Genomic DNA, 24,319 nt, shown 5'->3' on the forward strand with positions numbered 1-24,319 from the left:
CACATTTGAGCCTTAATTACAAAACACCTAACTTTGTACACAACAAAAAAACCAGTGAAGTTAACTTCACTGGTCCTATCTAATTTTTATTTATAAACTGTCAACCTATTTTAGGACGACTCAATAAAAAAAGCTCTAGAAATCCTAGAGTTTTTTATTAATTAGTTTTGAGCTTAAATTAGTTCTTGTTTTCAAGCATATCAGCTGCTTTATTAACGTCGTTTTTAGTATCATCCATAGCATTTTTTGCTTTTTCTATAGATTCTTTAGAAAGTACTTTTAGTTCTTCAAGTGCTTTTTTAGCTTCCTCTACTTTTTTCTCAGCAGCTATTTTAGCATCTCCAACGGCATTTTTAGCTTCTTCTTGAGCTTCCATTAATGCTTTTTCAGCATTAGCAATTAATTCGTTTCCAGCTTCTTTAGCATTATCAACAGCGTTTTTTGCATCATCCATAACATCTTCAGTATTTTTAACAACTTCTGTCATAGTTTCTTCAACTTCTTCTGAAGCTTTTTTGTCTTTACAAGATGTGAATGTTAAGCCTAGTGCTAAAACAAATGCAATACTTAAAAATAATTTTTTCATTTTAGTGATTTTTAGTTTTTTATATTATTAATTAACCCTTTTTAATCATAGAGTATAATTTAAATATATTTACGTAATTAAAATGATTCTGGATGTTTTTAAAAACAAAATGTATTACTGTTATGTAAAATCTTATTTATTCTTAATCTGTTCAATTTGTTTATTCATTTTCTCAAGCCATTGAAAGTGTTCTCTAATTTTTGCACGTCTTTCTTGAACTGTTTGGAATTTTTCTTCTCTTAACTTTTGTAGTTCTAGTTTTTTAGCTTCTCTATTTACTGTTTTTTGTAGTTTTTCTTTTTCGCGTTGTTTCTCTTTACGAGCAGCAATAATTTCTGGCATCCAAGCATATAAATACATAGCTCCAAAAAAGAGAGCCATGGCGAGCATCATTTTTAAGCCATCAGCTAACATAAATTTGTATTTTTTAGCTTATACTTACGTTGTTAAAGCCAAATATTATTTACTTAAATATATAAAAAAAAGCTCTAAACATTTCATTTAGAGCTTTTTTAATTTTTTCGAAAATATTAAACTTCTACTTTATTTACTTGAAACTATACCACCTTTTTCACTATCGACAGTAATTGTATAACTAGAATTTCCTTTAATAATCCAACGAACTTTTACAATACTGTTTCCAGGAATATTTCTAACTCTTAATGTTTCTGGGTTAGTTTTTTGCTCTTCAGTAACACCAAAATCCTCATTCGTAACAATCATACCTGCAACTACTTTTGCTCCTTTTATGGATATATAGTCTGGTCTTGTAATATTGTATTTTAAATCCTGACTTGCATGTGTAGGCATTAAACGTGAATTTTTTATGTAAGCTGTAACCTCAGTTAAACCACCACCTAGTTTTTTCTCTTTAATAGAGTCAATACTTAAAAGAGGCATGTGGAAGGCATGATAAAATGTAAATGCCATGTTTCTGTGTAGTTCTTCTTCTAACATGAATCCTGGGGTTGCACGACCAATATTTTTTCTAAAACCGCCAATTTCTATCTCCCCATAAGTTGGGTGATTGTAAGGTTTCCATTCTGTAAAGGCGTCACCCATTAGTAAATCTTTTTCGAAGTTATACATTTGGTTAGGGTCTCTGTCTTTTGTTTTGTAATAAGCAAAAGAACTAAAAATTTCGTTTGTAAACGTGTAGATTCCTCTACCTCCATAAAACCAATCTAACTCACCTCCAAATACAGAATATAAATCTTTATATACTACCATATAGCGATATCCTGGTAACATTTTTTCACCTTTTTTACCAATGGCATCATAAATGGCAACATCAGCTCTGTTGTATGTGGAAGCATCTTCTTCGGCACCTGGACCTCTTAAAATCATACCACCAGAATTATGAAAACTTTGAGCACCAGCAATATTAGGGTGTTTTAATACAAAATCAGCAACTGCTCTAGTTTCTGGAGCAGAAAATGGATATTTGTAAGCACCACGTTGAATGTAATCTGGTTGCCATTTCCAAGCCCAATCTCTATTTGGATCGTAATATCCTGGGCGATCTTCATTTACAAGTCCATCACCATCGTTGTCGATACCTTCAGATCCTAGAAACTCATAACGTTGCGTCGTTACAATATCATCAGGACCAATTTGAATCATCATTCGTGGATCTTTAGGATCAACAATCATATTACCATTAGGGTTTTTACGACGCATTCTTGTAACCGAACCATCACCATCTAAATCTTCCAAACCATCTTCATCAAACAATCCGTCTCTATCGTCATCTAGAGGAATCATACCTGCTCTTGGGCTGCTCCCTGTATTGGCTTCTTTCATATAATTGTTCCTTGCATCAGGATTGATAGTTGGAACAATATAAAATATACGGTCGTTAAGCATATTCGTGACATAGTCAACATCGCCAAAATTCTCAGTTAAGTACCAAGCGGTGTAAGTACTTATTTCGGCACCTTGAATTTCGTTAGAATGAATATTTCCATCAATATAAAAACCTGGTTTTCTGTCGGCATCACCTACTTTGTAATTGGTGATTGCCATCATCCAGATGTCTCTTCCTTCGGTTGATTTTCCAATGGATTCTCTTCTAACCAAGTTAGGATGCGCTTCAGCTATTTTTTTGCTTATGGCTGCTAATCCTTCAGCGGTATAATATTTATTGAAAGAGATTTGAACTTTTGGATTATGAGGTGAGCCTGCTGCTCTAAAAATGTCTTCTGCTTTTTGTGCATTAATTGCTAATGGAACCATTAACATAAACGCAAGAAATATTATTATTTTGTTATGTGTATTCATGATTCTTATTTTAAGTTGATAGTTGTTTTATCTGCTCCTGTATGCGCTGCCCCTGCTTCAATAGTTAGAGAGCCTTTGCCTTTAATTAGCCATGTTAATTCCTCTGAGCTATCACCATCAATACTATTTATAAGTTGGATCTTTTTTCCAGAAATCACTTCTTGACTTTTATCCAATTTAACGTCAACTTTAATGCGCCTTAACCATCTAGATCGTTTTCCCATTTCGGTGTGTGTTGGTAATAATCCTTTATTGTGAATGTTAAGGGTAACTCTTGTAAGTCCGTTGTCAACTTTTTCAGTAGTAACGTTTTCAATAGAAATATTAGGTTGCATTTTAGAGATTTCTAAGACAAAATCGGTATGCTTTTTACTGATATCTTCAACCATGCTATAAGGAGGATTGGTCATTACGAATGGAGCAATACCTCCAACTTCAACTTTTTTATTAGGAAAATCGGGATGATTTACTTCTTTCCAATCTACAAAGTAGTTTGATAAGTCTTCGGCTTCAGCCCACTGTAAAAAATTTGCTTTGTAATTTTTTTTGGCTTTTATTGTGGAATCTCCTTTAAATTTAGGCGCCCACCAACCAGGAGTGCTCATGGCTAATTTCCCAAAGTGGAAATAAGACCATTCAAAGAAGTCTCCACCTTTTCCGTTGGCATTAGGTGCATCCTTTGTGCCAGTAATTTTAGTGTATTTTTTTGAGAGGAACTTATTTAGTGCTTCATCATCTTTTAAAATACTCGCCACAACTCTTTTTCTAGCATTTGCTGCATTATATTTAAGAGGGTTTGATAAGTTGTTTTCAGGTCCTAAAGTTAATATTGCATAAATATTCCATTGTTCGTATAGAAAATCTAAAAGTGCGCGATGCTCTTTTTCGGAAACAGCATGTTCACCAGCACCAGGTTGAAAGTATGGGAAATTGTAAGTAAGATTTTTATTGAAATGAACACCTCCATCACCATCTTCGTTATACTTTCCATCTTTATCATTATCAATTCCTTCACTAAAAACTTTGTGTGTGCCTAATTCTCCTTCTTGTGGATTGGCTTTAATCATGACTCTCTCATCTTCCTTAAGTTTTATATAATTTCCAGTGACATCTTCAACTCTTATTAATGTGATTAATCCATCATTATTTAAATCTTCAAAAGTATCTTCATTTGTTAAACCATCTCTATCATCATCTGTTTTTTTTGCATTACCAAGTTTGTGATATTTAAGTTTTGAAAAATACTGCTCAGACGCATTTGGACTCATGTTTGGAAAAATGTAAAACGTAGTATTATCTAAAACATCTTTATGGTTTGTTAAAATATTTTCAGCAATATTTACAGCCATTTCCCTGCTTAGTAATAAACTTCCATCAACGCCACCTACTATTGCTATAGCAGGATTATCTTCAGGTTTGCCTTTAAATAAAGTTAAGGCCCAAATATCGTGTCCTCCAATAGTTTTTGTTAATGATTGTAGCTTTACATTAGCTGAGTGCTTACTTTTAAGCTGTTTTAGCGCATTTGTTAACTCGTTATTATTTCTGTAATCTGATTGCGCAAAGACGTTTACAGAAACGAGACACATACATATCCAAAATAATTTGAATAATGATTGGTTGGTTTTAAACATAATGTGTGTGAATTTAGTTTGTAATTATGAATATATCCATTGAATTATGGATACCTAACAAACCTATTTTATATTTAGATATTATCCAAACAAAACAAAGGCTTTAACGTTTGTTAAGGTAAGCCATTATTGAAGTTACAGCGCCTCTATTTTTAGAAATATATTCTGCATTGTGTTTTCCAGAGGTAGTTCTAAAATTATCATTTTGAATTAATTGATTTAAAATGGAATTAAACTCTTCTTGACTTTTAATGCTAAACATGCCATTGTTGTCAATCATAGTTTTAGCTTCAGGGAATTTTTCATGATTATCTCCAATAATAATCGGCACACCAAATACAGCAGGCTCTAAAGTATTATGCAAACCAGTGGTTCCTATGGCGCCTCCTACATAAGCAATATCAGCATAACTATATATTTTAGATAAAAAACCAATAGTATCAATTATAAAAACTTGGGCGTTTGATATTTCTACAGATTCTTTTTCTGAATATAAAACAGTGGCTTTGGTTAGTTTTGTTTTTAAATTAGAAATCTGACCGCTTTTTATATTATGAGGTGCAATAACATATTTAGTGTTAGTATTGTCGTTATTAATAAAGGGGATTAATAAATTCTCTCCTTCTGGCCAAGTACTGCCAGCTACAACACAGAGTTTATCTTGCTTGAATACTTCAATAAAGTCTAATGAATTGTCAATATTTAATTGATTCGAAACTCTATCAAACCGTGTGTCTCCAGACACAGTTACTTCAGCATAATCAATTTGCTCAAGTAGTTTTTTAGACTCCTCATTTTGAACAAAAATGTGATTAAAAGTGAATAGTGCTTTTTGCATCCACTTTCCAGAAAACTTAAAGAAACTCTGTTTTTTTCTAAATAAAGCCGAAATTAAAATGGCTTTAACTTGTCTGCGTTTAATTTCAAAAAGATAGTTAGGCCAAATTTCATACTTCACAAAAATTACTAATTCAGGGTGAACCAAGTCTAGGAATTGTTTAGCATTTTTCTTGGTGTCTAGTGGTAGATATACAACGCAATCGGCAATAGGTGTGTTTTTTCGTATTTCAAAACCTGATGGAGAGAAAAAACTAAGTACAATTTTATGATTAGGGTTTAAAGATTTTATTTCCTCAAATACAGGAAGACCTTGTTCATACTCGCCTAACGATGCACAATGAAACCAAATAACACTGTCTTTATCGCTAATTTCACTCTTTAAAACAGAAAAAGTTTTTGCTCTACCTTTTACACCAAGCTTTAATTTTTTATTAAAAAGCGCAGCTATTTTTATGAGAAAAGCCGCAATATGAGTTAATATGTTGTAAAGTCTTTTCAAAGTAATTTGTATAGAGCTAAAATACATTGTTTAATCTAAAATACATTCGTAAAAACCTACGAATTTTGTATTTTCGCTGTCAAAGAATTTCAAATTCTACTGATGAAAAAAATACAAATGGTAGACCTTAAGGGTCAGTATGAAGAAATTAAAGACACAGTCAATTCTTCAATATTAGAAGTTATAGATTCTACAGCTTTTATTAATGGGCCTAAGGTTCATGAGTTTCAAAAAAAATTAGAGGATTATTTAGGTGTAAAGCATGTTATACCTTGTGCTAATGGTACAGACGCGCTTCAAATAGCAATGATGGGTTTAGGTTTAAAACCAGGAGATGAAGTTATCACTGCCGATTTTACTTTTGCGGCAACGGTTGAGGTCATTGCCTTACTAGGTTTGACACCAGTTTTAGTTGATGTAGAGCCTGATACTTTTAATATAGATATTAATGCTATTAAAAAGGCCATTACGCCCAATACCAAAGCGATTGTGCCTGTGCACCTATTTGGTCAATGTGCCAATATGGATGCTATAATGGACATTGCTAAGGAACATAATTTATATGTCATTGAAGATAATGCGCAAGCCATTGGAGCAACTTACACGTCGGAAGATGGAACAAAACAAAAAGCAGGAACGATTGGTCATGTAGCATCAACTTCGTTTTTCCCTTCTAAAAATTTAGGTTGTTATGGTGATGGCGGTGCTATTTTTACAAATAACGACGATTTAGCGCATACCATTCGAGGTATTGTAAATCATGGTATGTACAGACGTTATTATCACGATGTGGTAGGTGTAAATTCTAGATTAGATTCCATGCAAGCAGCGGTGTTAAATGCAAAACTTCCAAAATTAGATGCTTATAATGAAAGTCGAAAAGAAGCTGCTAGCAAATATGATGAGGCTTTTAAAGGAATAGATAATATAACCACGCCTTTTAGAAATGGAGCAGATGATAATCATGTGTTTCATCAATATACCTTAAAGATAACGAATGGAAAACGAGATGCGCTTGTGGAGCATTTAAATGCTAACGGAATTCCATGTGGTGTGTATTATCCAGTACCATTACATTTACAAGAAGCGTACAAAGATTCAAGGTATAATGAAGCAGATTTTACGGTAACCAATCAGCTTATCAAAGAAGTAATTTCATTACCTATGCATACTGAGTTAGATGATGAACAAATAGCATTTATAACAAGCACAGTAATCAATTTTGTAAATGGCTAAAATACTTGTTACAGGAGGATTAGGGTTTATCGGGTCTCATACAGTAGTAGAGCTTCAAAATGAAGGCTTTGAAGTGGTTATCATTGATGATTTATCAAATTCCTCTGAAGATGTTCTAGATAGAATTACGTCTATAACTGGAGTTAAGCCAATTTTTAAAAAACTAGATTTAAAGGAAAAAACCAGAGTTCAATCCTTTTTTAATAAGCATAACGATTTACAAGGCGTTATCCATTTTGCGGCAAGTAAGGCAGTAGGCGAAAGCGTAGAAAAACCATTATTATACTACGAAAACAATATAAACACCTTAGTTTATATACTTCAAGAAATGCAAAAACTAGATGAAGCTAATTTTATTTTTAGTTCGTCTTGTACAGTGTATGGTCAAGCTGATGAAATGCCAATAACCGAAGATGCTCCTGTTAAAAAAGCGGAATCACCTTACGGAAATACCAAACAAATTGGAGAAGAAATCATTCAAGATGTTTGCAAAATAAACAGTGAATTTAAAGGCATAGCCTTACGTTATTTTAACCCAATTGGTGCTCATGAAAGTGCTAACATTGGCGAATTACCAATTGGAGTGCCTCAAAACTTGGTGCCATTTATAACACAAACAGCTATTGGTTTACGAGAGCAATTATCTGTTTTTGGAAATAATTACCCAACACATGATGGTACCTGTATAAGAGATTATATTCATGTGGTTGATTTGGCGAAAGCGCACGTTGTAGCACTAAAACGTTTGTTAGATAACAAGAACACTACTAATTACGAAACGTTTAATATTGGCACAGGAAAGGGGAGTAGCGTAATAGATGTTATTAAGTCTTTTGAAAAGGTTTCTGGACAAAAGCTAAATTATAAAATAGCCAATAGAAGAGCTGGCGATGTTATTGAAGCCTATGCTAACACAAAAAAGGCAAATACTATTTTAGGATGGAAAGCAGAATCTAGTTTAGATGATGCATTAGCTTCTGCTTGGAAATGGGAACAAAGCATTCGTAAAAACACCCAAATTTGAGGTAATAGTCATTTAACTTTCATTAATGATTAGAGCTTTTACTTAACAATATCTCAACCATAATAGCTTAAGATTGTTAAATCAATAATTAACATATTGATTAACAATGATTTAATATTTTAAATTTGGAATTGGGTATAAGCTTGTGTTTCTTTGTAGCTAATGATAAATGATTTACAATGAAATTGATTAGTATTAAAAGAGAAACTAAACCTGAAACAAGGTTTACAAGAAAAATGGGAGCGTTGTCTATTAAGGTAACTTACATTAAAAAACAATTTTTAAATATTCCTTACAAAACACTCCATAAGTATAGAGAAACCTATTATGGTGAAGTAAAAGACTGTGAAGATTGTGTTTTAGCAAGATAAAAAAAAGAGCCTCAATAATTTGAGGCTCTTTTTTTAAGAACTTACGTTATCTTTTTTACGATGTTTTAAGCTAGACCATAAAATTAAAATCATTCCGGTGGTCACCGACAAATCTGCTAGGTTAAAAATACCAGTTCTTACAAAGCCCAAATCAATAAAAAGAAAATCGGTTACAGAACCATATATAAACCTGTCAAAAACATTGGCAATACCACCACCTACAACACACGAAAAACCTGTTAAAGAGAGTTTGTCCATGTGTTTTTCTTTAAACATATAGTATAAAACAAACAAGAGAACTGCTGAAGGAATGATTAGTAAAACAAACAATTTTAATGTTGGATTTAAATCACCTCCCATACCTAGAAAAGCACCATCATTCTCAACATTTCTTAAGGTGAGATAGTCGCCAATAATTGACGAACTACTTTTTGCCTCTACAGTAGCTCTAACCCAAAACTTAGATATTTGATCAACCGCAATATTAGCTATGACCAACAAAATAATTGAAGTGTTACGAGAAATATTCATCTAGGTTACGCTTCTAGAGTTGCAGAAGCAGTTTGCGCTTCTCGATTTATTTTTTTTACTAATCCTTGTAATACTTTACCAGGACCTACTTCGGTAAATAGAGTAGCACCATCGCTAATCATTTGTTGTACAGATTGTGTCCAACGTACAGGAGCAGTTAATTGCAAAATTAAGTTAGCCTTAATTTCATTTTCATCAGTAACTGCATTTGCAGTTACGTTTTGATAAATCGGACAACTTGGTTTACTAAAAGTTGTGTTTTCAATAGCTGCAGCCAATTCTTCTCTTGCAGGTTCCATCATAGGTGAATGAAATGCACCACCAACAGGTAATACTAAAGCACGACGCGCCCCTTCTTCTTTTAAAGTTTCACAAGCTCTGTTAATGGCATCGATTTCTCCAGAAATCACCAATTGCCCTGGGCAATTATAGTTGGCAGCAACTACAACCCCTTCGGTAGTAGCACACACTTTCTCAACAATATCATCATCTAAGCCTAAAACTGCTGCCATTGTACTTGGTTGAAGCTCGCAAGCTTTTTGCATAGCCAAAGCACGCTGAGATACAAGCCGTAAACCATCTTCAAAGGTTAATGCACCTGCAGCAACTAATGCTGAGAACTCGCCAAGAGAATGTCCAGCTACCATATCTGGTTTAAAATTGTCTCCTAATGTTTTTGCTAAAATAACAGAGTGTAAAAAGATTGCTGGTTGAGTAACTTTAGTTTCTTTTAAATCATCAGCAGAACCTTCAAACATAATGTCGGTTATTGAGAAACCTAAAATTTCATTAGCTTTTTCAAATAATTCTTGAGCTAAAGATGAGTTTTCGTAAAGATCTAAACCCATTCCTGAAAATTGGGCTCCTTGACCAGGAAAAATATATGCGTTCATTTAGTGTTGTTTTAGAGTGCAAAAATAGGAATTTTATTTTCTTTCATAGGTTATAAAAGAGAAGGCATACTCATGATTATTGTCTTTGTCATGATATCTGTTTTGGGTTTCTTTCCATGTTGAAGTATCAATTTTTGGAAAGAAAGTATCTGCTTCAAAACTATGATGCACTCTTGTTAACTCTATTTTGTTGGCAAATAACATAGCTTGTTTATATATTTCGCCTCCACCAATAATAAACGGTTGGGAATCATTTTTTGCCATATCTATAGCGTTAGCCAATGAATTTACTACTATAACGCCTTCAGGAACTTTGTAATTTTCTTGTCTCGAAATTACTACATGTTTTCTATTAGGAAGTGGTTTAGGAAAACTTTCAAAAGTTTTTCTTCCCATAATTATATGATGTCCATTTGTAAGTTCTTTAAACCGTTTTAAGTCATCACTTAAGTGCCAAATAAGCTGATTGTTTTTTCCTATGGCATCATTTTCGGCAGCAGCAACAATAATAGTAAGGTCTTGTTTATGCCCAGATTTTTCTAAAGGTACTTTAGTTTGAGGTTTTGCTTGATTATAAACTTGACTTTGAGCCATTAATTTTTCTTCTTTCTCAAACCCTTTTTTTAGTTTTTCTATACGGTTTTGTTGTTTCGCAACAAGTTTTTCTAATTGAGATTTCTCCCAATCTTTCCCCATGAATTTATTAGTGATAAATACATTAAATACATGATATAAAAAAAGAAAGAGCCAAATAAAAATTGCAAACAAAAACCATTCCTTACCAAAGAATTTAACGTCTTCACCAATTCCTAAAACAGTATTTGCTAATATTAAAAAAATAGATCCAATCAAGAAGATTACAAAATGAACATATAAACGTTTTTTTTGCTTTATACGTCGTTGAGCATTTTGTATTAACTCCAACTGCTCACTATCTATAGAGGGGGTGTTTTTCTTTTTTCCAAACATATCAATACGCTTTAAGTGGTATGAATAATAACTGTAAATTTAATCAAATAGATTAAGAAAAAGAAAGGGTTTTGACATTGTCAAAACCCTTTCTTTTAAAAGCTAAATTATTTTATTTTTTAATAAAGCGTTTCACACCTTTCTTACCATTTGAAGAAATTTGTATAAAATAAATTCCAGTATTTAAATTATTAACATTTACTTGATTGTTTTCTATTGTCCCTTCCATAACGTTTTGTCCAAGAACATTGTTTATTATAAAGGTTGCATCTTTACTTAATTCATTAGATATATTTAAGTTTAAAGTATTCTTAACAGGGTTAGGATACACTTTAATGCTTTCACTAAACTCATTGTCTTCAAGACCTAAAACATGATTAATAGTGGCTTCAAACATGCCATTACCATGTGTGCCAATAAGTAATTTATTGTCAGCAGGTCTATAAGACATAGAGCTTACAACGGCATATCCAATTAAGTTTGGTGCTTCTCTAGTCCAGTTTACTGTCGAACCTCCTAAAGGAGCTCCAATAGGGTTTGTTGAACTATACAGGCCTCTAGCTGTTCCAACAACATACAAGGCTTCACCAGCAGTATTAGTTGTAATAGCAGCAGACCTAATAGAGTGAGAACTTAAATTGAGTTCAGCATTGTACCAAGTTGGCGAAGCTGCTGTGGCATCAGTAGTAATGTAGATATTTGTTACACCATAATTAGAATATGTCAATAATACAATATCTCTATTTGTTGGGTGAATGGCTATATCTGACACATATCCTGTGGCTCCACTTGGAGTGATATCAATTCCAGAAGAAGCTAGGGTAGCATTATGAGGGTCATCAAGTCTTACTACTTTGCCAGCTTCTCCACCAATTAATAAATAACTTGTTGCAGCGTTGTATGTTCCCCAAGTTGAGGTTAATCTACGTATGCTTTGTGATCCAAAGCTTGTAGGAGTACCTAAATTATTCCAATCTGAGGTGCCAGTGCCAACAGTTGATGTTGAGTTGCTTGCATCATTTGTTCTATAAAGATCTTCATTAGCTGCATAATAAAGAACATTGTTATTATCTTGGTCTAGATAAAAGTAAGTAACAAATTCAGCTCTAGGGGAGGAAATACCATCAGGTGTTCCTGTAGGTTTAATGTTTGCATTTATAAAACCAGATCCAAGATTTTTATTACGTCTGTATATGCTGCCATATTGAGTGCCTACAAAAGTTGGAATGTTTACATTATCTCTAGAAATTGCAACAGCTACACCATCACCGCTAAAAATATTTTGTTGTTCTGTAAGATTAGATTGTCCTGCACTCAAACCTCCTTGATTAGTCCCATTGTCTTGAAGTCCTCCAAGAACAAAATCTGAACCACTCAAAGGATCAATAGCAACATGATAATACTGTTGTGTTTGGTAATTGTTATTTAAGCTTGTCCAGGCTACAGTACCAGCATTTATGTTACTTGTCTTATGTATACCACCATCAGTACCTGAAAATAGCTCATTATTATTATGTGGGTTAAAAACTAATGCATGCACATCGGGATGATGATTTGCGTATTGAGAATATCCGCTTGTATTGGCATATCCACCTATTCTATCAAAAGTTGCATCATTAACTATATCGGTAATTCTATAGGCATTTACTCCACCTATAACTACAAAATCTTCATCATTTGGTTTTACACTAACGGTTAAGTTATAACCACCTTGAACGGCAAATGGGTCGTTACCATTGCTACAGCCTGATTCATCTGGCATTTTGTTTGAATAGTCTGTCCAAGCTCCAACGCCAGCAGCGGCAGCTTGATCCCACATTTTTAAATCAGCTTCTGGTGCTGCGATACCAGAACAGTCAGATGAAGTACCGTTATTATATATAGCATAAACTTTATTCGTATTAGATGGAGCTAATCCTAAAACAATTCTATCAGGAGGAGTAAAAATACCTGAGCTAATTTTTGTTGCAGGAGTTCCATTCCAAATTTTAGCATCAGTAGTACTATAAACTCCAGCATTTGGACCACCACCGCCAATAGAATAATAAATTATACCAGTTGATGTTATTGCTATATCTGTCATTTGCGTAGTGCTACAGCAAGAAGTTACTCCGTCAAGAAAATACCAGCCTGTTAGATTAGGTGGATGATCTGTATCATTTGGAAGGTAAAAATATATTCGTCCAACGGTTGCCGCAAATAAATATCCAGTTGTTGGGTCAACTGCAAGATTACTTATATAATCAAAAGTGTCATCAAAAACCTCTTGAGATCCACCTCTAGTTCCTAGGTTTGACCAAGTTATTCCGCCATCAGTAGATTTCCAAACACCTCTTCCTAAGTAACTATTACTATTTATGTTAAAAACATCAGCACCAATGCTTGCACTGTTACCTTTTAACTCACCAGTTGCATAATACCAAGTATCTTCAAAACCTAATCTAGGATCTTGTACAATGGCAGTGACATTATGAATCTCGTCATTTGCAGAGACTTTTGTCCATGAAGCACCAGAGTCAGTTGATCTAAATACACCACCACTTACACCTCCAGCTAGTATTATGTTTGGATTAGTTCTATGAGGAACGATTGTTCTTGTTCTTCCACCAAGATTTGAAGGACCTCTATTTATAAAGGATGCATCTGGTGCTCTTAAATTGTCTCCTCCATCAAAACGTATTTTCGCTTTTTTTGAATTATTGAATTCTAATTCTTTCTCTTCTAATGGTATTAAGCCAGTAGCAGGATTTGCTTGTAATTTGTATTCATAACGTGCTCTTTCTTCTGCAAATAATGTCCTTTGTTCTGGTGTTTTTTTTGAGGTTTTTAGTTTATTGCTTGTTACATTTGAAGTTGAGATGTTTTGCTCTTTCTCTGATGTAAAAGTAAAAGCAACAAATGCTAAAATTAAAAATACACCAATGGGTAATAGTTTCTTCATAGATTAGTGTTTGATGTTTATAAATCAAGGGTTATAAGCTACTAAGTTAAGCTATTTATGCTTTAGGGACAAGAAAAGATTAACAATTGCTTAGCAAATTACTTGTTAAATAGCTACGACACCTTTTATATGTGGGTGAGGGTTATAATCTGTTAGTGTAAAATCATCAAAAGCGAAATGAAAAATGTTTTTAACATCTGGGTTTAAAGTCATTTTAGGTAATGGTCTAGGATCTCTAGATAGCTGTAGCTCTAATTGTTCATAGTGATTCGAGTAAATATGTGCATCTCCAATTGTATGTATAAACTCACCAGCTTCAAAACCACAAACTTGAGCCATCATCATAGTAAATAAAGCATAAGAAGCGATATTAAAAGGCACACCAAGAAAAATATCGGCGCTTCGTTGGTATAATTGGCATGACAGTTTACCGTCTGCTACATAAAATTGAAAAAATGCATGGCATGGTGGTAATGCTGCTTTTCCATTAGCTACATTTTCACTAAAAGATATAGAAGTGTCAGGTAATACGGAAGGATTCCAGGCGGATACTAACATGCGTCTGCTATCAGGATTATTTTTTAGAGTATCGATAACTTCTTGTATTTGGTCGATCTCATCATTATTCCAATTACGCCATTGGTGCCCATACACAGGTCCTAAGTCTCCATTTTCATCAGCCCATTCATTCCAGATTCTAACACCATTTTCGGTTAAGTACTTTATGTTAGTGTCACCTTTTAAAAACCAAAGCAATTCATGCACAATAGATTTTAAGTGCAATTTTTTAGTAGTTACCATAGGGAATCCTTTGCTTAAATCGAACCTCATTTGGTAACCAAAAACACTTTTGGTGCCAGTTCCTGTACGATCTGCCTTTTCATTTCCGTTTTCTAAAACGTGCTTTACTAAATCTAAATATTGCTTCATAGAATGATAAAATTTGGTGGAAATAAAAGTAAAAAAAAGCTCTAAACAGAAACGTTGAGAGCTTAAATTTATTTAAAAAGTTATTAACCAATTTTGTGCGTATAGACATTAATAATTTATCTGTGGCGATTCGCCACTAGCCAATAATCATTCCTGCAATTGTTGCTGAAATAAGTGATGCGATAGTGCCTCCAATAAGTGCTTTTATTCCAAACCTTGATAAGGTTTTACGTTGTCCTGGAGCTAACGAACCAATACCACCAATTTGAATGCCTATGGATGCAAAATTAGCAAATCCACAGAGCATATAAGTTGCCATAATAACTGATTTGTTATATGTTAAATGTGTTTCATTAGCTATATTTTTTAAGTCGGCTAATTGGATATATCCTACAAACTCACTGGCTGCTAGTTTTATTCCTAGTAATTGTCCCATCATCATGACATCTTCAGAAGCCACACCAATGAGCCACATTAGTGGAGCAAAGACAGTTCCAAGAATAGCTTCAAGCGATATTTTAGGATAAGATGTATTTGCAGCCATCCAGTCATTGATGGTAGTTACATCTCCAACCCAACCTAAAATACCATTTATCATTGCAATAAAAGCCACAAAAACTAGCAGCATAGCACCAACATTTACTGCAAGTTTTAAACCTTCAGTTGTACCATTGGCAATGGCATCAAGTAAATTTGTTCCGATTTTCTCTTGTGAAACGGAAACATCTGTATTTATGTCTTCAGTTTGGGGGTATAATATTTTTGAAATCACAATAGCACCTGGTGCTGCCATAACAGAGGCGGCAAGTAAGTGTTTTGCATATACTAATCGTAATGCAGGATCGTCTCCTCCAAGAAATCCGATATATGCTGCTAATACCGCTCCAGCTACGGTTGCCATACCACCAATCATCACTAAAAGCATTTCAGATTTATTCATCTTCTCTAAATATGCTTTAATTAACAAAGGGGCTTCAGTTTGACCTAAAAATATATTTCCAGCTACACTTAAACTCTCAGCACCAGAAATTTGTAATAGCTTAGATAGTAACCAACCAAAAGCTTTTACTACTTTTTGAATGATTCCAAGATAAAATAAAACTGAAGTTAAAGCCGAAAAGAATAAAATGGTTGGTAATACTTGAAAAGCGAAAATAAAGCCAAAAGTATCCATATCTACCACTAAACCTTCAAATAAAAATTGGCTTCCCGCTCTTGTATAGTCAAGGACACTTACAAATACCTTCCCTACAGCTTCGAATGCACTTTTTATAAACCCAACCTTCAAGACGCCAATAGCTATTAATAATTGAAATGATAGACCAATACCTACCGTTTTCCAATTAATAGCTCTTTTATTACTGCTGAAGAGAAAGGCAATGAAAACCAAAGAAATCATTCCTAAAACACCTCGCCAAATGCTAGTGAAAGTAACACCTTCACTTGGTATTATGGTTGTTGTCGCTTCTTGTGCGAAAGATGGTGTAATCACAAAAAAAATAGCTACAAAAGCTAAGAAACATTTTTTCATAAAAGTAAATTTATAGACTATGAAATATCATGGCAATTAAAGCACTCAATGAATATTCAAAAAGCAAGATAAGGATTTATTTTGTTTTGATGCGAGATTAATGTGAGTTCTAACGTTTTGAGATTTCGTCTCTAATTCTAGCAGCAGTTTCGTAGTCTTCGTTTGTAACAGCTTGATCTAGCATTTTTTGAAGTTCTTTTAAAGTCTTACCTTTAAAATTATCTTGACCAGCTGAGGTTTCAATTTCTTCGGCCAGAACTTCATCTACTAAAATATTATCGGCTTTTTGTTCATCTTCTTTGTTTACTTTTAAATAAATTCCAGCTTTATCTAGAATGTTTTTGTAAGTAAATATAGGTGCTTGAAAGCGTAAAGCTAGGGCAATTGCATCACTGGTGCGTGCATCTATAATTTCTTCAATTTTATCGCGTTCGCAGATTAAACTTGAATAAAAAACACCATCTACCAACTTGTGGATAATAACTTGCTTTACAACAATATCAAATCTGTCAGAGAAATTTTTGAATAAATCATGAGTTAGTGGCCTTGGAGGTTTAATCTCTTTTTCTAAAGCAATGGCTATAGATTGTGCTTCAAAAGCTCCAATAACTATTGGAAGTTTTCGGTCTCCATCAACTTCGCTCAAAATAAGTGCATATGCACCATTTTGTGTTTGGCTATAAGAGATTCCTTTTATGTTAAGTCTTACTAAACTCATAATTATTTATAACACAAAGAACTGTTTAAATTTAGACTTTACCAACTACCAAAGGCAGAATTAAGATGAATTAACCTCAAATTTCGCTAAAAGTGAAAAATTTGAAAAGTTAAGATCATTTTAAAGGGGATTTAAACAGTTCTTGGATATTTAAAGTTAAAAAAATTATGCGTTTTGCGCTTTAAATTCTTTTAATTTTTCAATTAATTGCGGAACTACTTCAAAAGCATCACCAACTACACCATAATCTGCAGCTTTAAAGAAAGGTGCTTCAGGATCTGTATTAATAACTACTTTTACTTTAGAAGCATTAACTCCAGCTAAGTGTTGTATTGCTCCTGAAATACCAATGGCAATGTATAAGTTAGACGCTACTGGTTTTCCGGTTTGGCCAACGTGCTCGCTATGTGGTCTCCAACCAAGATCTGATACTGGTTTTGAACAAGCTGTTGCTGCACCTAAAACCTCTGCTAGTTCTTCAACCATTCCCCAGTTTTCAGGACCTTTTAAACCTCGTCCACCAGACACTACAATATCGGCATCTGCAATAGATACTTTATCTGTAGCTTTATCAACCGATTGAACTTTTGTATTTGATGTTGTTAAACTTGGTGAAAAATCTTCTACTGTTGCATTTCCTGAGCTTTCAACTAGCCCAAATGAATTACTAGAAACACCAACAATTTTTACATCTGTATTAATTTCGGTAAAGTTGAACGCTTTGTTTGTAAATGCTGTACGTTTAACAGTGAAAGGCACTGTGCTAGAAGGTGCTTCAATAACGTTCGAGGCATAACCTGCGTTTAAGCCAACTGCTAATAAAGGTGCTAAATATTTGGCATCTGCACTTGAGCTAACTACAACTACTTTAGCATCTTCCTTTTCTGCAGCTTGCTTTAAAGCATTAGCATAGATTTTTGCATTAAATTCATCAGTATTTGTGATGTTTAATACTTTGTTTATACCATAATTACTCAATTCTGAAGCGTTACTTGCATTAAAAGCTACAGCTGTCACCGAGGTTCCCATTTGAGAAGCAACTGCTTTGGCATAAGAAGCTACCTCAAGTGCTCCTTTTTTAAATTTTCCGTTTTCTGATTCTGTATATACTAAAACTGACATGTTCTTTTAAATTTTGAGGATGATTAAATCACTTTCGCTTCGTTATGAAGTAAGTTTACTAATTCGTCCAGATTATCTGGAGATACTAGTTTAACAGCGCCTTTAGGCGCTGGTTTTTCAAATTTAACAGCAGTGGTTTCTGCGTTAGCATCAACAGGGTCAACAACGTTTAAAGGTTTTTTACGAGCCATCATAATACCTCTCATATTTGGAATACGTAAATCACTTTCTTCAACCAATCCTTTTTGCCCTCCAATTATTAAGGGTAAACTGGTAGTAACAGTCTCTTTTCCGCCATCAATCTCTCTAGTTGCTGTAGCATTTGATTCATCAACTTCTAGGCTAATGCAATTATTCACAAAATTAGCGTCGGTTAAAGCAGCTAACATTCCTGGAACCATTCCACCATTATAATCTATGGACTCACGTCCTGCAATTACTAAATCGTAACCACCATCTTGAACTACTTTTGCCAATTGTTTTGCTACTGCAAAGCCATCAGTTGCTTCAGTGTTAACTCTAATAGCACTATCGGCACCAATAGCAAGAGCTTTACGTAAGGTTGGCTCAGTTTCAGGGCCTCCAACATTAACTACATCTACGCTAGCTCCTTGTTTCTCTTTAAACCACATGGCTCTTGTTAACCCAAATTCATCATTAGGGTTTATTACAAATTGAACGCCATTGGTGTCAAATTTTGTATCACCTTCAGTGAAGTTAATCTTTGAAGTTGTATCTGGCACATGGCTAATGCATACCAATATTTTCATCTTATGTATTTGATTTTTTAAGTATAAAATTTTGAGGTTACGAAGGTAATTAAAATTCAATTAATTTCCTATGCATGCATAGGAAATTTTTAAAGCGAAGAATCTCTATTAATTTTCTAATAATTATTACTTTTGCTGTTCGATTAAAACTTGATAAATGAAAACAATTCAGTTTAGAGAAGCCGTTTGTGAAGCAATGAGCGAAGAGATGCGTAAAGACGAGCGTATTTACTTAATGGGAGAGGAAGTGGCAGAATATAATGGTGCTTATAAAGCTTCAAAAGGGATGTTAGACGAATTTGGACCAAAACGAGTTATTGATACACCAATTGCAGAGCTTGGTTTTGCTGGAATAGCTGTTGGCTCGACTATGACTGGTAACAGACCAATTGTAGAATTTATGACCTTTAACTTCTCGTTAGTTGGTATAGATCAAATAATCAATAACGCAGCAAAAATCAGACAGATGTCTGGGGGACAATTTAAATGTCCAATTGTATTTAGAGGTCCTACTGCATCTGCAGGTCAATTAGCAGCAACACATTCGCAAGCTTTTGAAAGTTGGTATGCCAATTGCCCTGGATTAAAAGTAATTGTTCCTTCAAATCCTTACGATGCGAAAGGATTGCTAAAAGCTGCTATTAGAGATGACGATCCAGTGATTTTTATGGAAAGTGAGCAAATGTATGGTGATAAAGGTGAAGTACCTGAAGGTGAGTATGTATTGCCTATTGGTGTTGCTGACATAAAAAGAGAAGGAACAGATGTAACTATAGTGTCGTTTGGTAAAATTATAAAAGAAGCTTATAAAGCTGCTGACGATTTAGAGAAAGAAGGTATTTCTTGTGAGATTATTGATTTACGTACAGTACGTCCTTTAGACATTAACGCCATACTAGAATCGGTTAAAAAAACAAACAGATTGGTTATTCTTGAAGAAGCTTGGCCTTTTGGAAATGTGTCAACCGAAATCACCTACCAAGTACAAGAAAAAGCATTTGATTATTTAGATGCTCCAATTCAAAAAATTAATACTGCCGATACACCTGCACCATATTCACCTGTGTTGTTGGAAGAGTGGTTGCCAAATAGTAACGATGTTGTAAAAGCAGTAAAAAAGGTGCTTTACCAATAAAATAAACCGTTATTTTTACGTTATAAAACTTCATTAGCACGATTGTTGATGAAGTTTTTTCTTAATATATGAGATATAGATTAATAGTTTTTCTTTTTTTATTCGGAATAGGTTCTGGATTATCGCAAACAAAAGTTAGTGGTCACGTGTTTGATGAAAATAACGAACCAATACCTTTTGCAAATGTTATCTTTAAAAACTCTTCCGAAGGTACCATTACCAATGAGAATGGACGCTTTTATTTAGAATCTGATGAAACATGGAAAACACTTATATTTTCTTTTGTTGGATATGAAACTTTAGAACTACAACTCGATAAAAAAGTAAGTTTCGATTTAAAAATTACTTTAAAAGAAGAAACAGCACAATTGGATGCCGTAGTTTTAATTTCAGGAAAGCAACCAAAAAAGAACAACCCAGCAATAGATATTTTACGAAAAATATGGGAACACAAGCGTAAAAACGGACTCAAACAATTTAAACAATACGAGTACGATAAGTACGAAAAAGTAGAATTTGATATTAATACCATAGATAGTGCACTTATAAATAGCAAACTATTTAGAGGAATGGAATTTGTGTTTGAACAAGTGGACACCTCAAGTGTGACAGGTAAAACCTATTTGCCTATGTTTATTAACGAAGCTGTGTCTAAAGTATATGGTGATAATACTATCAACAAGGAAAAAGAAGTATTACAAGGCAATAAAAACTCAGGGTTTAGCGATAACCAGATTATTATTGATTTTGTAGGTGATTTGTATTCTGATTTTAATGTCTATGATAATTACTTAAAATTTTTCGATAAAAGTTTTGTGAGTCCACTTTCCAGAACAGGAATACAAACTTACAACTATGTGTTATCTGATAGTGCTTTTATAGACAACAAATGGTGCTACAATATTATTTACTATCCAAGACGAAAAAATGAACTGACATTTAAAGGCGATTTTTGGGTGAATGATTCCACCTATGCGATTAAAGAAATTAATCTACAAGCAACCAAAAGTGCCAACATTAATTGGGTAAAAGAAATTTACATCGAGCAAGAATTTGAAGTGCTTAATGACTCGTTATTTCTAGTAAAGCGAGATTATATGCTGTCGGATTTTGCCTTTAATAAAAAAGAAAAATCGCGAGGCGTTTATGGTAAGCGTACCACCTTATTTAATAATTATCAATTCGATATACAGAAGGATAAAAAATTCTATGATGAAGAAGTCTATTATTACGATAAGGATATATATGATCGTGATGACGAATTTTGGAATTCTAATCGTTTAGAAGATTTAAGTAAAGACGAAAAAGGCGTCTATAAAATGTTAGATACCCTAAAAACCGTTAAAAAGTTTAAACGCTTGTATAACTTAGGAAGTATTTTAGCTTCGGGATATATAGAGTTTAACAGCTTGCCTTTAGATTATGGTCCTATTTTTTCAACCTTTGGGTTTAATGAAGTAGAAGGCTTGCGTTTACGCACAGGAGTTAGAACCTATTTTGGACGCAACGATATATGGCGACTCGAAGGGTTTTTAGCTTACGGATTTAGAGACGATAAGTTTAAATATGGTATTTCAGGAAAATGGTTGATTGATAAAAAAAACAGACTCATTATTTCTGGTGGAAACCGTCGAGATGTAGAACAAATAGGAGCAAGTTTAACTACATCAACCGATGTGCTAGGACGAAGCTTAGCATCCTCATCAGTAGTTGGAACAGGTGCTAACGATAAATTAACCTCAATTAACTTAACGAGCGCTGCGATTGAAATAGAACCTTGGCGCAATTTTGTAATGCGACTGGGAGGAAATTATAGAACCTTAGAATCGGCATCGCCAACCTTTAGTTTAGATTATAATATACCAACAGGAATTGCGTCTAAAATTGAGCAGTTTGAAACCACATTTTCATTGTCTTATTTTCCAAAACGAAAAATGACAGGTTTTGGTGTGGAGCGTTACGAAGCAAACGACGATTTTGCGCGTATTTTTGCGCAAATAAGTAAAGGAGATAAAAGCTTGTTTAATAGTGATTTTAATTATACAAAGTTACAATTTTCGTACTTACAGCCATGGCAAATAGGCGGCTTTGGGCGTTTAACAACTACTGTTGAAGCAGGAAAAACTTTTGGTGATGTGCCACTTGGACTCTTAAGTGTGATTCCTGGAAATCAATCGTATTTCTCAATTTATAATACATTCTCACAGCTAGATTTTTACGAGTTTGTTACAGATACGTATGCATCGTTACATTTAGAACATAACTTTAATGGTCGTTTGTTTTCTAGAATACCGTTATTACGTAAACTCAACTTACGTGAAATAATAAGTGTGCGTGGTGTTTGGGGATCACTTTCAAATGGTAATATAGCCTTAAACAGTCCAACAAATATACCGTTAGTTGCACCTGATGATGAAATTTATTGGGAATACAGTTTAGGCGTTGGTAATATTTTTAAAATTTTCCGTTTAGACTTTAACTTTAGAGGAAATTATCTTGACAACCCTGATGCTAGAAAATTTGGTATTACAGGAACCTTTGGATTTCATTTTTAGAGCATTTGTTCACATCTTTGCCTTTTTTAATATTAAGAAAAGAAGTAATAAAAAAAAAGCACAAGTTACTTAACTTGTGCTTTACTAGCTGTTCTATTGGCTATGTTATAATTTACCAGCTTAAAATTCTAAATCGGCAATTAAGTCAAATTCATCATAGATAGCTTTGTCTTTTAGTCCGTCAAAAAAGCTTGTAGAACCATATCGTACATCGAATTTTGTTCTGTCAATTTTTAAAGACACATTTGCTTTATTTCCATATACTGAAAGATCAAATTTAATGGTTTCTGTTTTTCCTTTAATTGTAATGTTTCCTGTAATTTTATATGAGTTTTTACCAACGGATTTTACTTTTGTAAACATTAAATGTGCTGTTGGGAATTTTTTTACTCCAAAAAAATCATCTGATTTTAAATGACCCTCTAGTTTGTCTTTATATTCGCCAGACAAATCTGTATTAGTAATAGATGACATGTCTATAGTGAACTCGCCACCAGTTAGTTTGTCTCCATTAAAATTCAGGTGCCCAGATTTTATACCAATTGTTCCTTGATGAGAACCTGTTACCTTGTAACCTTTCCATGTAATCTTACTGTTTTTTGTGTTTACTACTTTTTTATTATCAACTGTAGTAAATGACATTGTCATAAAAGCAACGATTGCAATGGCTGCTAAATTTTTAATTGAATTTTTCATTGTTCTTCTTTTTTAAGAATTATTCTCCGTAATAAAATTTTTCTTTAATTATTTTTCCGTCTTTCCAATCTTGTACAGCAACTTGAGTGTAATTTTTAACTCCCCAATCTTTATGAGTATAGTCAAAATGCCATTCTACCATAGTCGTATTTTCTCCAATAGTTACCTTTAAAGGTTGTGCGCCTCTAAATTCTGTAATTGCATCAAAGAATTCTTCTTCGCGTTTTCTGTTAGCTGCTTTTCCTTCAATAACTGGGTTGTCGTTTTCTTGCATTATAACATCTTCATGATAGAATTTATCAAAGGCTTCTAAGGCTTGTCCTTGAAGTATCATGTCATTAATTGTGCTGATTTTTTCTAAAAGTGTGTTCATTGTTTTTGTTTTAAATATTATGAGACAAATGTCTAAAACAATGAATCTTTATAAAATGAAGTAGATTACGAAATGATGTTAAACTAGATTAACATTTACTGGTCATAGATGAGTTGGCTTTTAATTTTGCTTAAAAACTCTTTGGTAATACCTAAATATGAAGCAATCATGTATTGTGGAACACGCTGATCTATTTTTGGATATGCTTCTCTAAAAATTAGGTAACGTTCTTTGGCAGTAAGACTAAAACTTCTAATAATTCTTTTTTGTGAAGCTGCAAAAGCGCGTTCTACAATCATTCTAAAAAGACGCTCAAGCTTAGGTATTTCAGCATATAGCTTTTCTAAGTTATCAAAAGTAAATTGAGCTACTTTAGTGTTTTCTAGGCATTGAACATTAAAATCGGCAGGAGTTTGGGTTATGAAACTTCCTAAGTCTGATGTCCACCAATCTTCAATAGAAAACATAACTATATGTTCTTGACCCTCTAAATCCATGTAAAATGTTTTAGTACAACCAGAAATAATAAAATTTACACTTTTGCAAACATCACCTTGTTGAATAATATATTGGTCTTTTAGATAATTCCTAAAGACTATTTTAGAAAGCAAAAGTGTTTCTTCTTTAGAAGTTAAGTTTACATATTTATTTATGTATTCTATAAAAGGTGTGGTGTCCATTTATT

The 24,319-nt window shown here is 33.5% G+C and carries 22 protein-coding genes; 5 read left to right on the forward strand and 17 right to left on the reverse strand.

Features of this window, described 5'->3' with window-relative positions; translation table 11 throughout:
- Positions 1-178 precede the first annotated feature (178 nt).
- The 5 genes from E5167_RS02980 to E5167_RS03000 form a co-directional block, all read right to left on the reverse strand.
- Complete coding sequence (locus E5167_RS02980) at positions 179-586, reverse strand: hypothetical protein (RefSeq protein ID WP_136840919.1); 408 nt, start codon at positions 584-586, stop codon at positions 179-181.
- A 132-nt stretch (positions 587-718) separates the two neighbouring features.
- On the reverse strand, positions 719-1,000 hold the full coding sequence (locus E5167_RS02985) for a hypothetical protein (RefSeq protein ID WP_136840921.1): 282 nt from the start codon (positions 998-1,000) through the stop codon (positions 719-721).
- A gap of 129 nt (positions 1,001-1,129) precedes the next feature.
- The gene (locus E5167_RS02990; RefSeq protein WP_136840923.1) at positions 1,130-2,866 is read right to left on the reverse strand and encodes a M14 family metallopeptidase; all 1,737 of its coding nucleotides are present in this window, start codon (positions 2,864-2,866) and stop codon (positions 1,130-1,132) included.
- Positions 2,867-2,871: 5 nt separating this feature from the next.
- Positions 2,872-4,500: a M14 family metallopeptidase gene (locus E5167_RS02995; protein WP_239021933.1), complete on the reverse strand. Its 1,629-nt coding sequence runs from the start codon at positions 4,498-4,500 to the stop codon at positions 2,872-2,874.
- Between the two features lie 103 nt (positions 4,501-4,603).
- Positions 4,604-5,839: a 3-deoxy-D-manno-octulosonic acid transferase gene (locus tag E5167_RS03000; protein ID WP_136840925.1), complete on the reverse strand. Its 1,236-nt coding sequence runs from the start codon at positions 5,837-5,839 to the stop codon at positions 4,604-4,606.
- A 102-nt stretch (positions 5,840-5,941) separates the two neighbouring features.
- Between E5167_RS03000 and E5167_RS03005 the strand changes: the two genes are divergently transcribed.
- The 3 genes from E5167_RS03005 to E5167_RS03015 all read left to right on the forward strand — a co-directional run bounded on the left by E5167_RS03005 (position 5,942) and on the right by E5167_RS03015 (position 8,470).
- Positions 5,942-7,075, forward strand: coding sequence for a DegT/DnrJ/EryC1/StrS family aminotransferase (locus E5167_RS03005; RefSeq protein WP_136840927.1), 1,134 nt, complete (start codon positions 5,942-5,944; stop codon positions 7,073-7,075).
- A complete protein-coding gene (gene galE, locus E5167_RS03010; RefSeq protein WP_136840929.1) occupies positions 7,068-8,099 on the forward strand; it encodes a UDP-glucose 4-epimerase GalE in 1,032 nt (343 codons plus the stop codon). The genes E5167_RS03005 and galE overlap by 8 nt, the downstream gene beginning before the upstream one ends.
- A 179-nt stretch (positions 8,100-8,278) precedes the next feature.
- Complete coding sequence (locus tag E5167_RS03015) at positions 8,279-8,470, forward strand: hypothetical protein (protein ID WP_136840930.1); 192 nt, start codon at positions 8,279-8,281, stop codon at positions 8,468-8,470.
- A gap of 33 nt (positions 8,471-8,503) precedes the next feature.
- Here E5167_RS03015 and lspA read toward each other — a convergent pair whose 3' ends face one another.
- The 9 genes from lspA to E5167_RS03060 form a co-directional block, all read right to left on the reverse strand.
- Positions 8,504-9,001, reverse strand: a complete 498-nt coding sequence (lspA, locus tag E5167_RS03020) for a signal peptidase II (protein WP_136840932.1) — start codon at positions 8,999-9,001, stop codon at positions 8,504-8,506.
- 5 nt (positions 9,002-9,006) lie between these two features.
- Complete coding sequence (gene fabD, locus E5167_RS03025) at positions 9,007-9,894, reverse strand: ACP S-malonyltransferase (protein WP_136840934.1); 888 nt, start codon at positions 9,892-9,894, stop codon at positions 9,007-9,009.
- A 33-nt stretch (positions 9,895-9,927) separates the two neighbouring features.
- Positions 9,928-10,863, reverse strand: coding sequence for a dihydrofolate reductase (locus tag E5167_RS03030; RefSeq protein ID WP_136840936.1), 936 nt, complete (start codon positions 10,861-10,863; stop codon positions 9,928-9,930).
- Positions 10,864-10,975: 112 nt separating this feature from the next.
- Complete coding sequence (locus tag E5167_RS03035) at positions 10,976-13,804, reverse strand: T9SS type A sorting domain-containing protein (RefSeq protein WP_136840938.1); 2,829 nt, start codon at positions 13,802-13,804, stop codon at positions 10,976-10,978.
- Between the two features lie 105 nt (positions 13,805-13,909).
- A complete protein-coding gene (locus E5167_RS03040; protein ID WP_136840940.1) occupies positions 13,910-14,734 on the reverse strand; it encodes a thymidylate synthase in 825 nt (274 codons plus the stop codon).
- 136 nt (positions 14,735-14,870) lie between these two features.
- On the reverse strand, positions 14,871-16,265 hold the full coding sequence (locus E5167_RS03045) for a NupC/NupG family nucleoside CNT transporter (RefSeq protein ID WP_136840943.1): 1,395 nt from the start codon (positions 16,263-16,265) through the stop codon (positions 14,871-14,873).
- 109 nt (positions 16,266-16,374) lie between these two features.
- Entirely contained in the window at positions 16,375-16,983 is a 609-nt protein-coding gene (locus E5167_RS03050) for a bifunctional nuclease family protein (RefSeq protein WP_136840945.1), read from the reverse strand.
- 165 nt (positions 16,984-17,148) lie between these two features.
- Positions 17,149-18,105: an electron transfer flavoprotein subunit alpha/FixB family protein gene (locus tag E5167_RS03055; RefSeq protein ID WP_136840947.1), complete on the reverse strand. Its 957-nt coding sequence runs from the start codon at positions 18,103-18,105 to the stop codon at positions 17,149-17,151.
- A gap of 23 nt (positions 18,106-18,128) precedes the next feature.
- Entirely contained in the window at positions 18,129-18,875 is a 747-nt protein-coding gene (locus E5167_RS03060; protein WP_136840949.1) for an electron transfer flavoprotein subunit beta/FixA family protein, read from the reverse strand.
- A gap of 157 nt (positions 18,876-19,032) precedes the next feature.
- Between E5167_RS03060 and E5167_RS03065 the strand changes: the two genes are divergently transcribed.
- Together E5167_RS03065 and E5167_RS03070 are read left to right on the forward strand one after the other, a co-directional pair.
- Positions 19,033-20,010: a pyruvate dehydrogenase complex E1 component subunit beta gene (locus tag E5167_RS03065; RefSeq protein ID WP_136840951.1), complete on the forward strand. Its 978-nt coding sequence runs from the start codon at positions 19,033-19,035 to the stop codon at positions 20,008-20,010.
- Positions 20,011-20,078: 68 nt separating this feature from the next.
- Positions 20,079-22,565 (forward strand): DUF5686 and carboxypeptidase-like regulatory domain-containing protein, encoded by a 2,487-nt coding sequence (locus tag E5167_RS03070; RefSeq protein WP_136840953.1) that lies wholly within the window; start codon positions 20,079-20,081, stop codon positions 22,563-22,565.
- Between the two features lie 120 nt (positions 22,566-22,685).
- Here E5167_RS03070 and E5167_RS03075 read toward each other — a convergent pair whose 3' ends face one another.
- The 3 genes from E5167_RS03075 to E5167_RS03085 all read right to left on the reverse strand — a co-directional run bounded on the left by E5167_RS03075 (position 22,686) and on the right by E5167_RS03085 (position 24,314).
- Positions 22,686-23,261: a YceI family protein gene (locus E5167_RS03075; RefSeq protein WP_136840955.1), complete on the reverse strand. Its 576-nt coding sequence runs from the start codon at positions 23,259-23,261 to the stop codon at positions 22,686-22,688.
- Positions 23,262-23,280: 19 nt separating this feature from the next.
- Positions 23,281-23,634 (reverse strand): nuclear transport factor 2 family protein, encoded by a 354-nt coding sequence (locus E5167_RS03080; protein ID WP_136840957.1) that lies wholly within the window; start codon positions 23,632-23,634, stop codon positions 23,281-23,283.
- A 95-nt stretch (positions 23,635-23,729) separates the two neighbouring features.
- Positions 23,730-24,314 (reverse strand): Crp/Fnr family transcriptional regulator, encoded by a 585-nt coding sequence (locus E5167_RS03085; protein ID WP_136840959.1) that lies wholly within the window; start codon positions 24,312-24,314, stop codon positions 23,730-23,732.
- Between the last annotated feature and the right edge of the window lie 5 nt (positions 24,315-24,319).

It is taken from the genome of Pontimicrobium aquaticum (assembly GCF_005047595.1).
Taxonomy (GTDB): domain Bacteria; phylum Bacteroidota; class Bacteroidia; order Flavobacteriales; family Flavobacteriaceae; genus Pontimicrobium; species Pontimicrobium aquaticum.

Bases quoted from the DNA above. Each gene is read 5' to 3' on its own strand.
- E5167_RS03085 (WP_136840959.1), bottom strand. From the start codon at position 24,314: ATGGACACCACACCTTTTATAGAATACATAAATAAATATGTAAACTTA.
- E5167_RS02980 (WP_136840919.1), bottom strand. From the start codon at position 586: ATGAAAAAATTATTTTTAAGTATTGCATTTGTTTTAGCACTAGGCTTA.
- E5167_RS03075 (WP_136840955.1), bottom strand. From the start codon at position 23,261: ATGAAAAATTCAATTAAAAATTTAGCAGCCATTGCAATCGTTGCTTTT.
- E5167_RS03055 (WP_136840947.1), bottom strand. From the start codon at position 18,105: ATGTCAGTTTTAGTATATACAGAATCAGAAAACGGAAAATTTAAAAAA.
- E5167_RS03080 (WP_136840957.1), bottom strand. From the start codon at position 23,634: ATGAACACACTTTTAGAAAAAATCAGCACAATTAATGACATGATACTT.
- E5167_RS02995 (WP_239021933.1), bottom strand. From the start codon at position 4,500: ATGTTTAAAACCAACCAATCATTATTCAAATTATTTTGGATATGTATG.
- E5167_RS03060 (WP_136840949.1), bottom strand. From the start codon at position 18,875: ATGAAAATATTGGTATGCATTAGCCATGTGCCAGATACAACTTCAAAG.
- E5167_RS03005 (WP_136840927.1), top strand. From the start codon at position 5,942: ATGAAAAAAATACAAATGGTAGACCTTAAGGGTCAGTATGAAGAAATT.
- E5167_RS03030 (WP_136840936.1), bottom strand. From the start codon at position 10,863: ATGTTTGGAAAAAAGAAAAACACCCCCTCTATAGATAGTGAGCAGTTG.
- E5167_RS03040 (WP_136840940.1), bottom strand. From the start codon at position 14,734: ATGAAGCAATATTTAGATTTAGTAAAGCACGTTTTAGAAAACGGAAAT.
- E5167_RS03015 (WP_136840930.1), top strand. From the start codon at position 8,279: ATGAAATTGATTAGTATTAAAAGAGAAACTAAACCTGAAACAAGGTTT.
- E5167_RS02985 (WP_136840921.1), bottom strand. From the start codon at position 1,000: ATGTTAGCTGATGGCTTAAAAATGATGCTCGCCATGGCTCTCTTTTTT.
- lspA (WP_136840932.1), bottom strand. From the start codon at position 9,001: ATGAATATTTCTCGTAACACTTCAATTATTTTGTTGGTCATAGCTAAT.
- E5167_RS03045 (WP_136840943.1), bottom strand. From the start codon at position 16,265: ATGAAAAAATGTTTCTTAGCTTTTGTAGCTATTTTTTTTGTGATTACA.
- galE (WP_136840929.1), top strand. From the start codon at position 7,068: ATGGCTAAAATACTTGTTACAGGAGGATTAGGGTTTATCGGGTCTCAT.
- E5167_RS03070 (WP_136840953.1), top strand. From the start codon at position 20,079: ATGAGATATAGATTAATAGTTTTTCTTTTTTTATTCGGAATAGGTTCT.
- E5167_RS03065 (WP_136840951.1), top strand. From the start codon at position 19,033: ATGAAAACAATTCAGTTTAGAGAAGCCGTTTGTGAAGCAATGAGCGAA.
- fabD (WP_136840934.1), bottom strand. From the start codon at position 9,894: ATGAACGCATATATTTTTCCTGGTCAAGGAGCCCAATTTTCAGGAATG.
- E5167_RS03050 (WP_136840945.1), bottom strand. From the start codon at position 16,983: ATGAGTTTAGTAAGACTTAACATAAAAGGAATCTCTTATAGCCAAACA.
- E5167_RS03035 (WP_136840938.1), bottom strand. From the start codon at position 13,804: ATGAAGAAACTATTACCCATTGGTGTATTTTTAATTTTAGCATTTGTT.
- E5167_RS02990 (WP_136840923.1), bottom strand. From the start codon at position 2,866: ATGAATACACATAACAAAATAATAATATTTCTTGCGTTTATGTTAATG.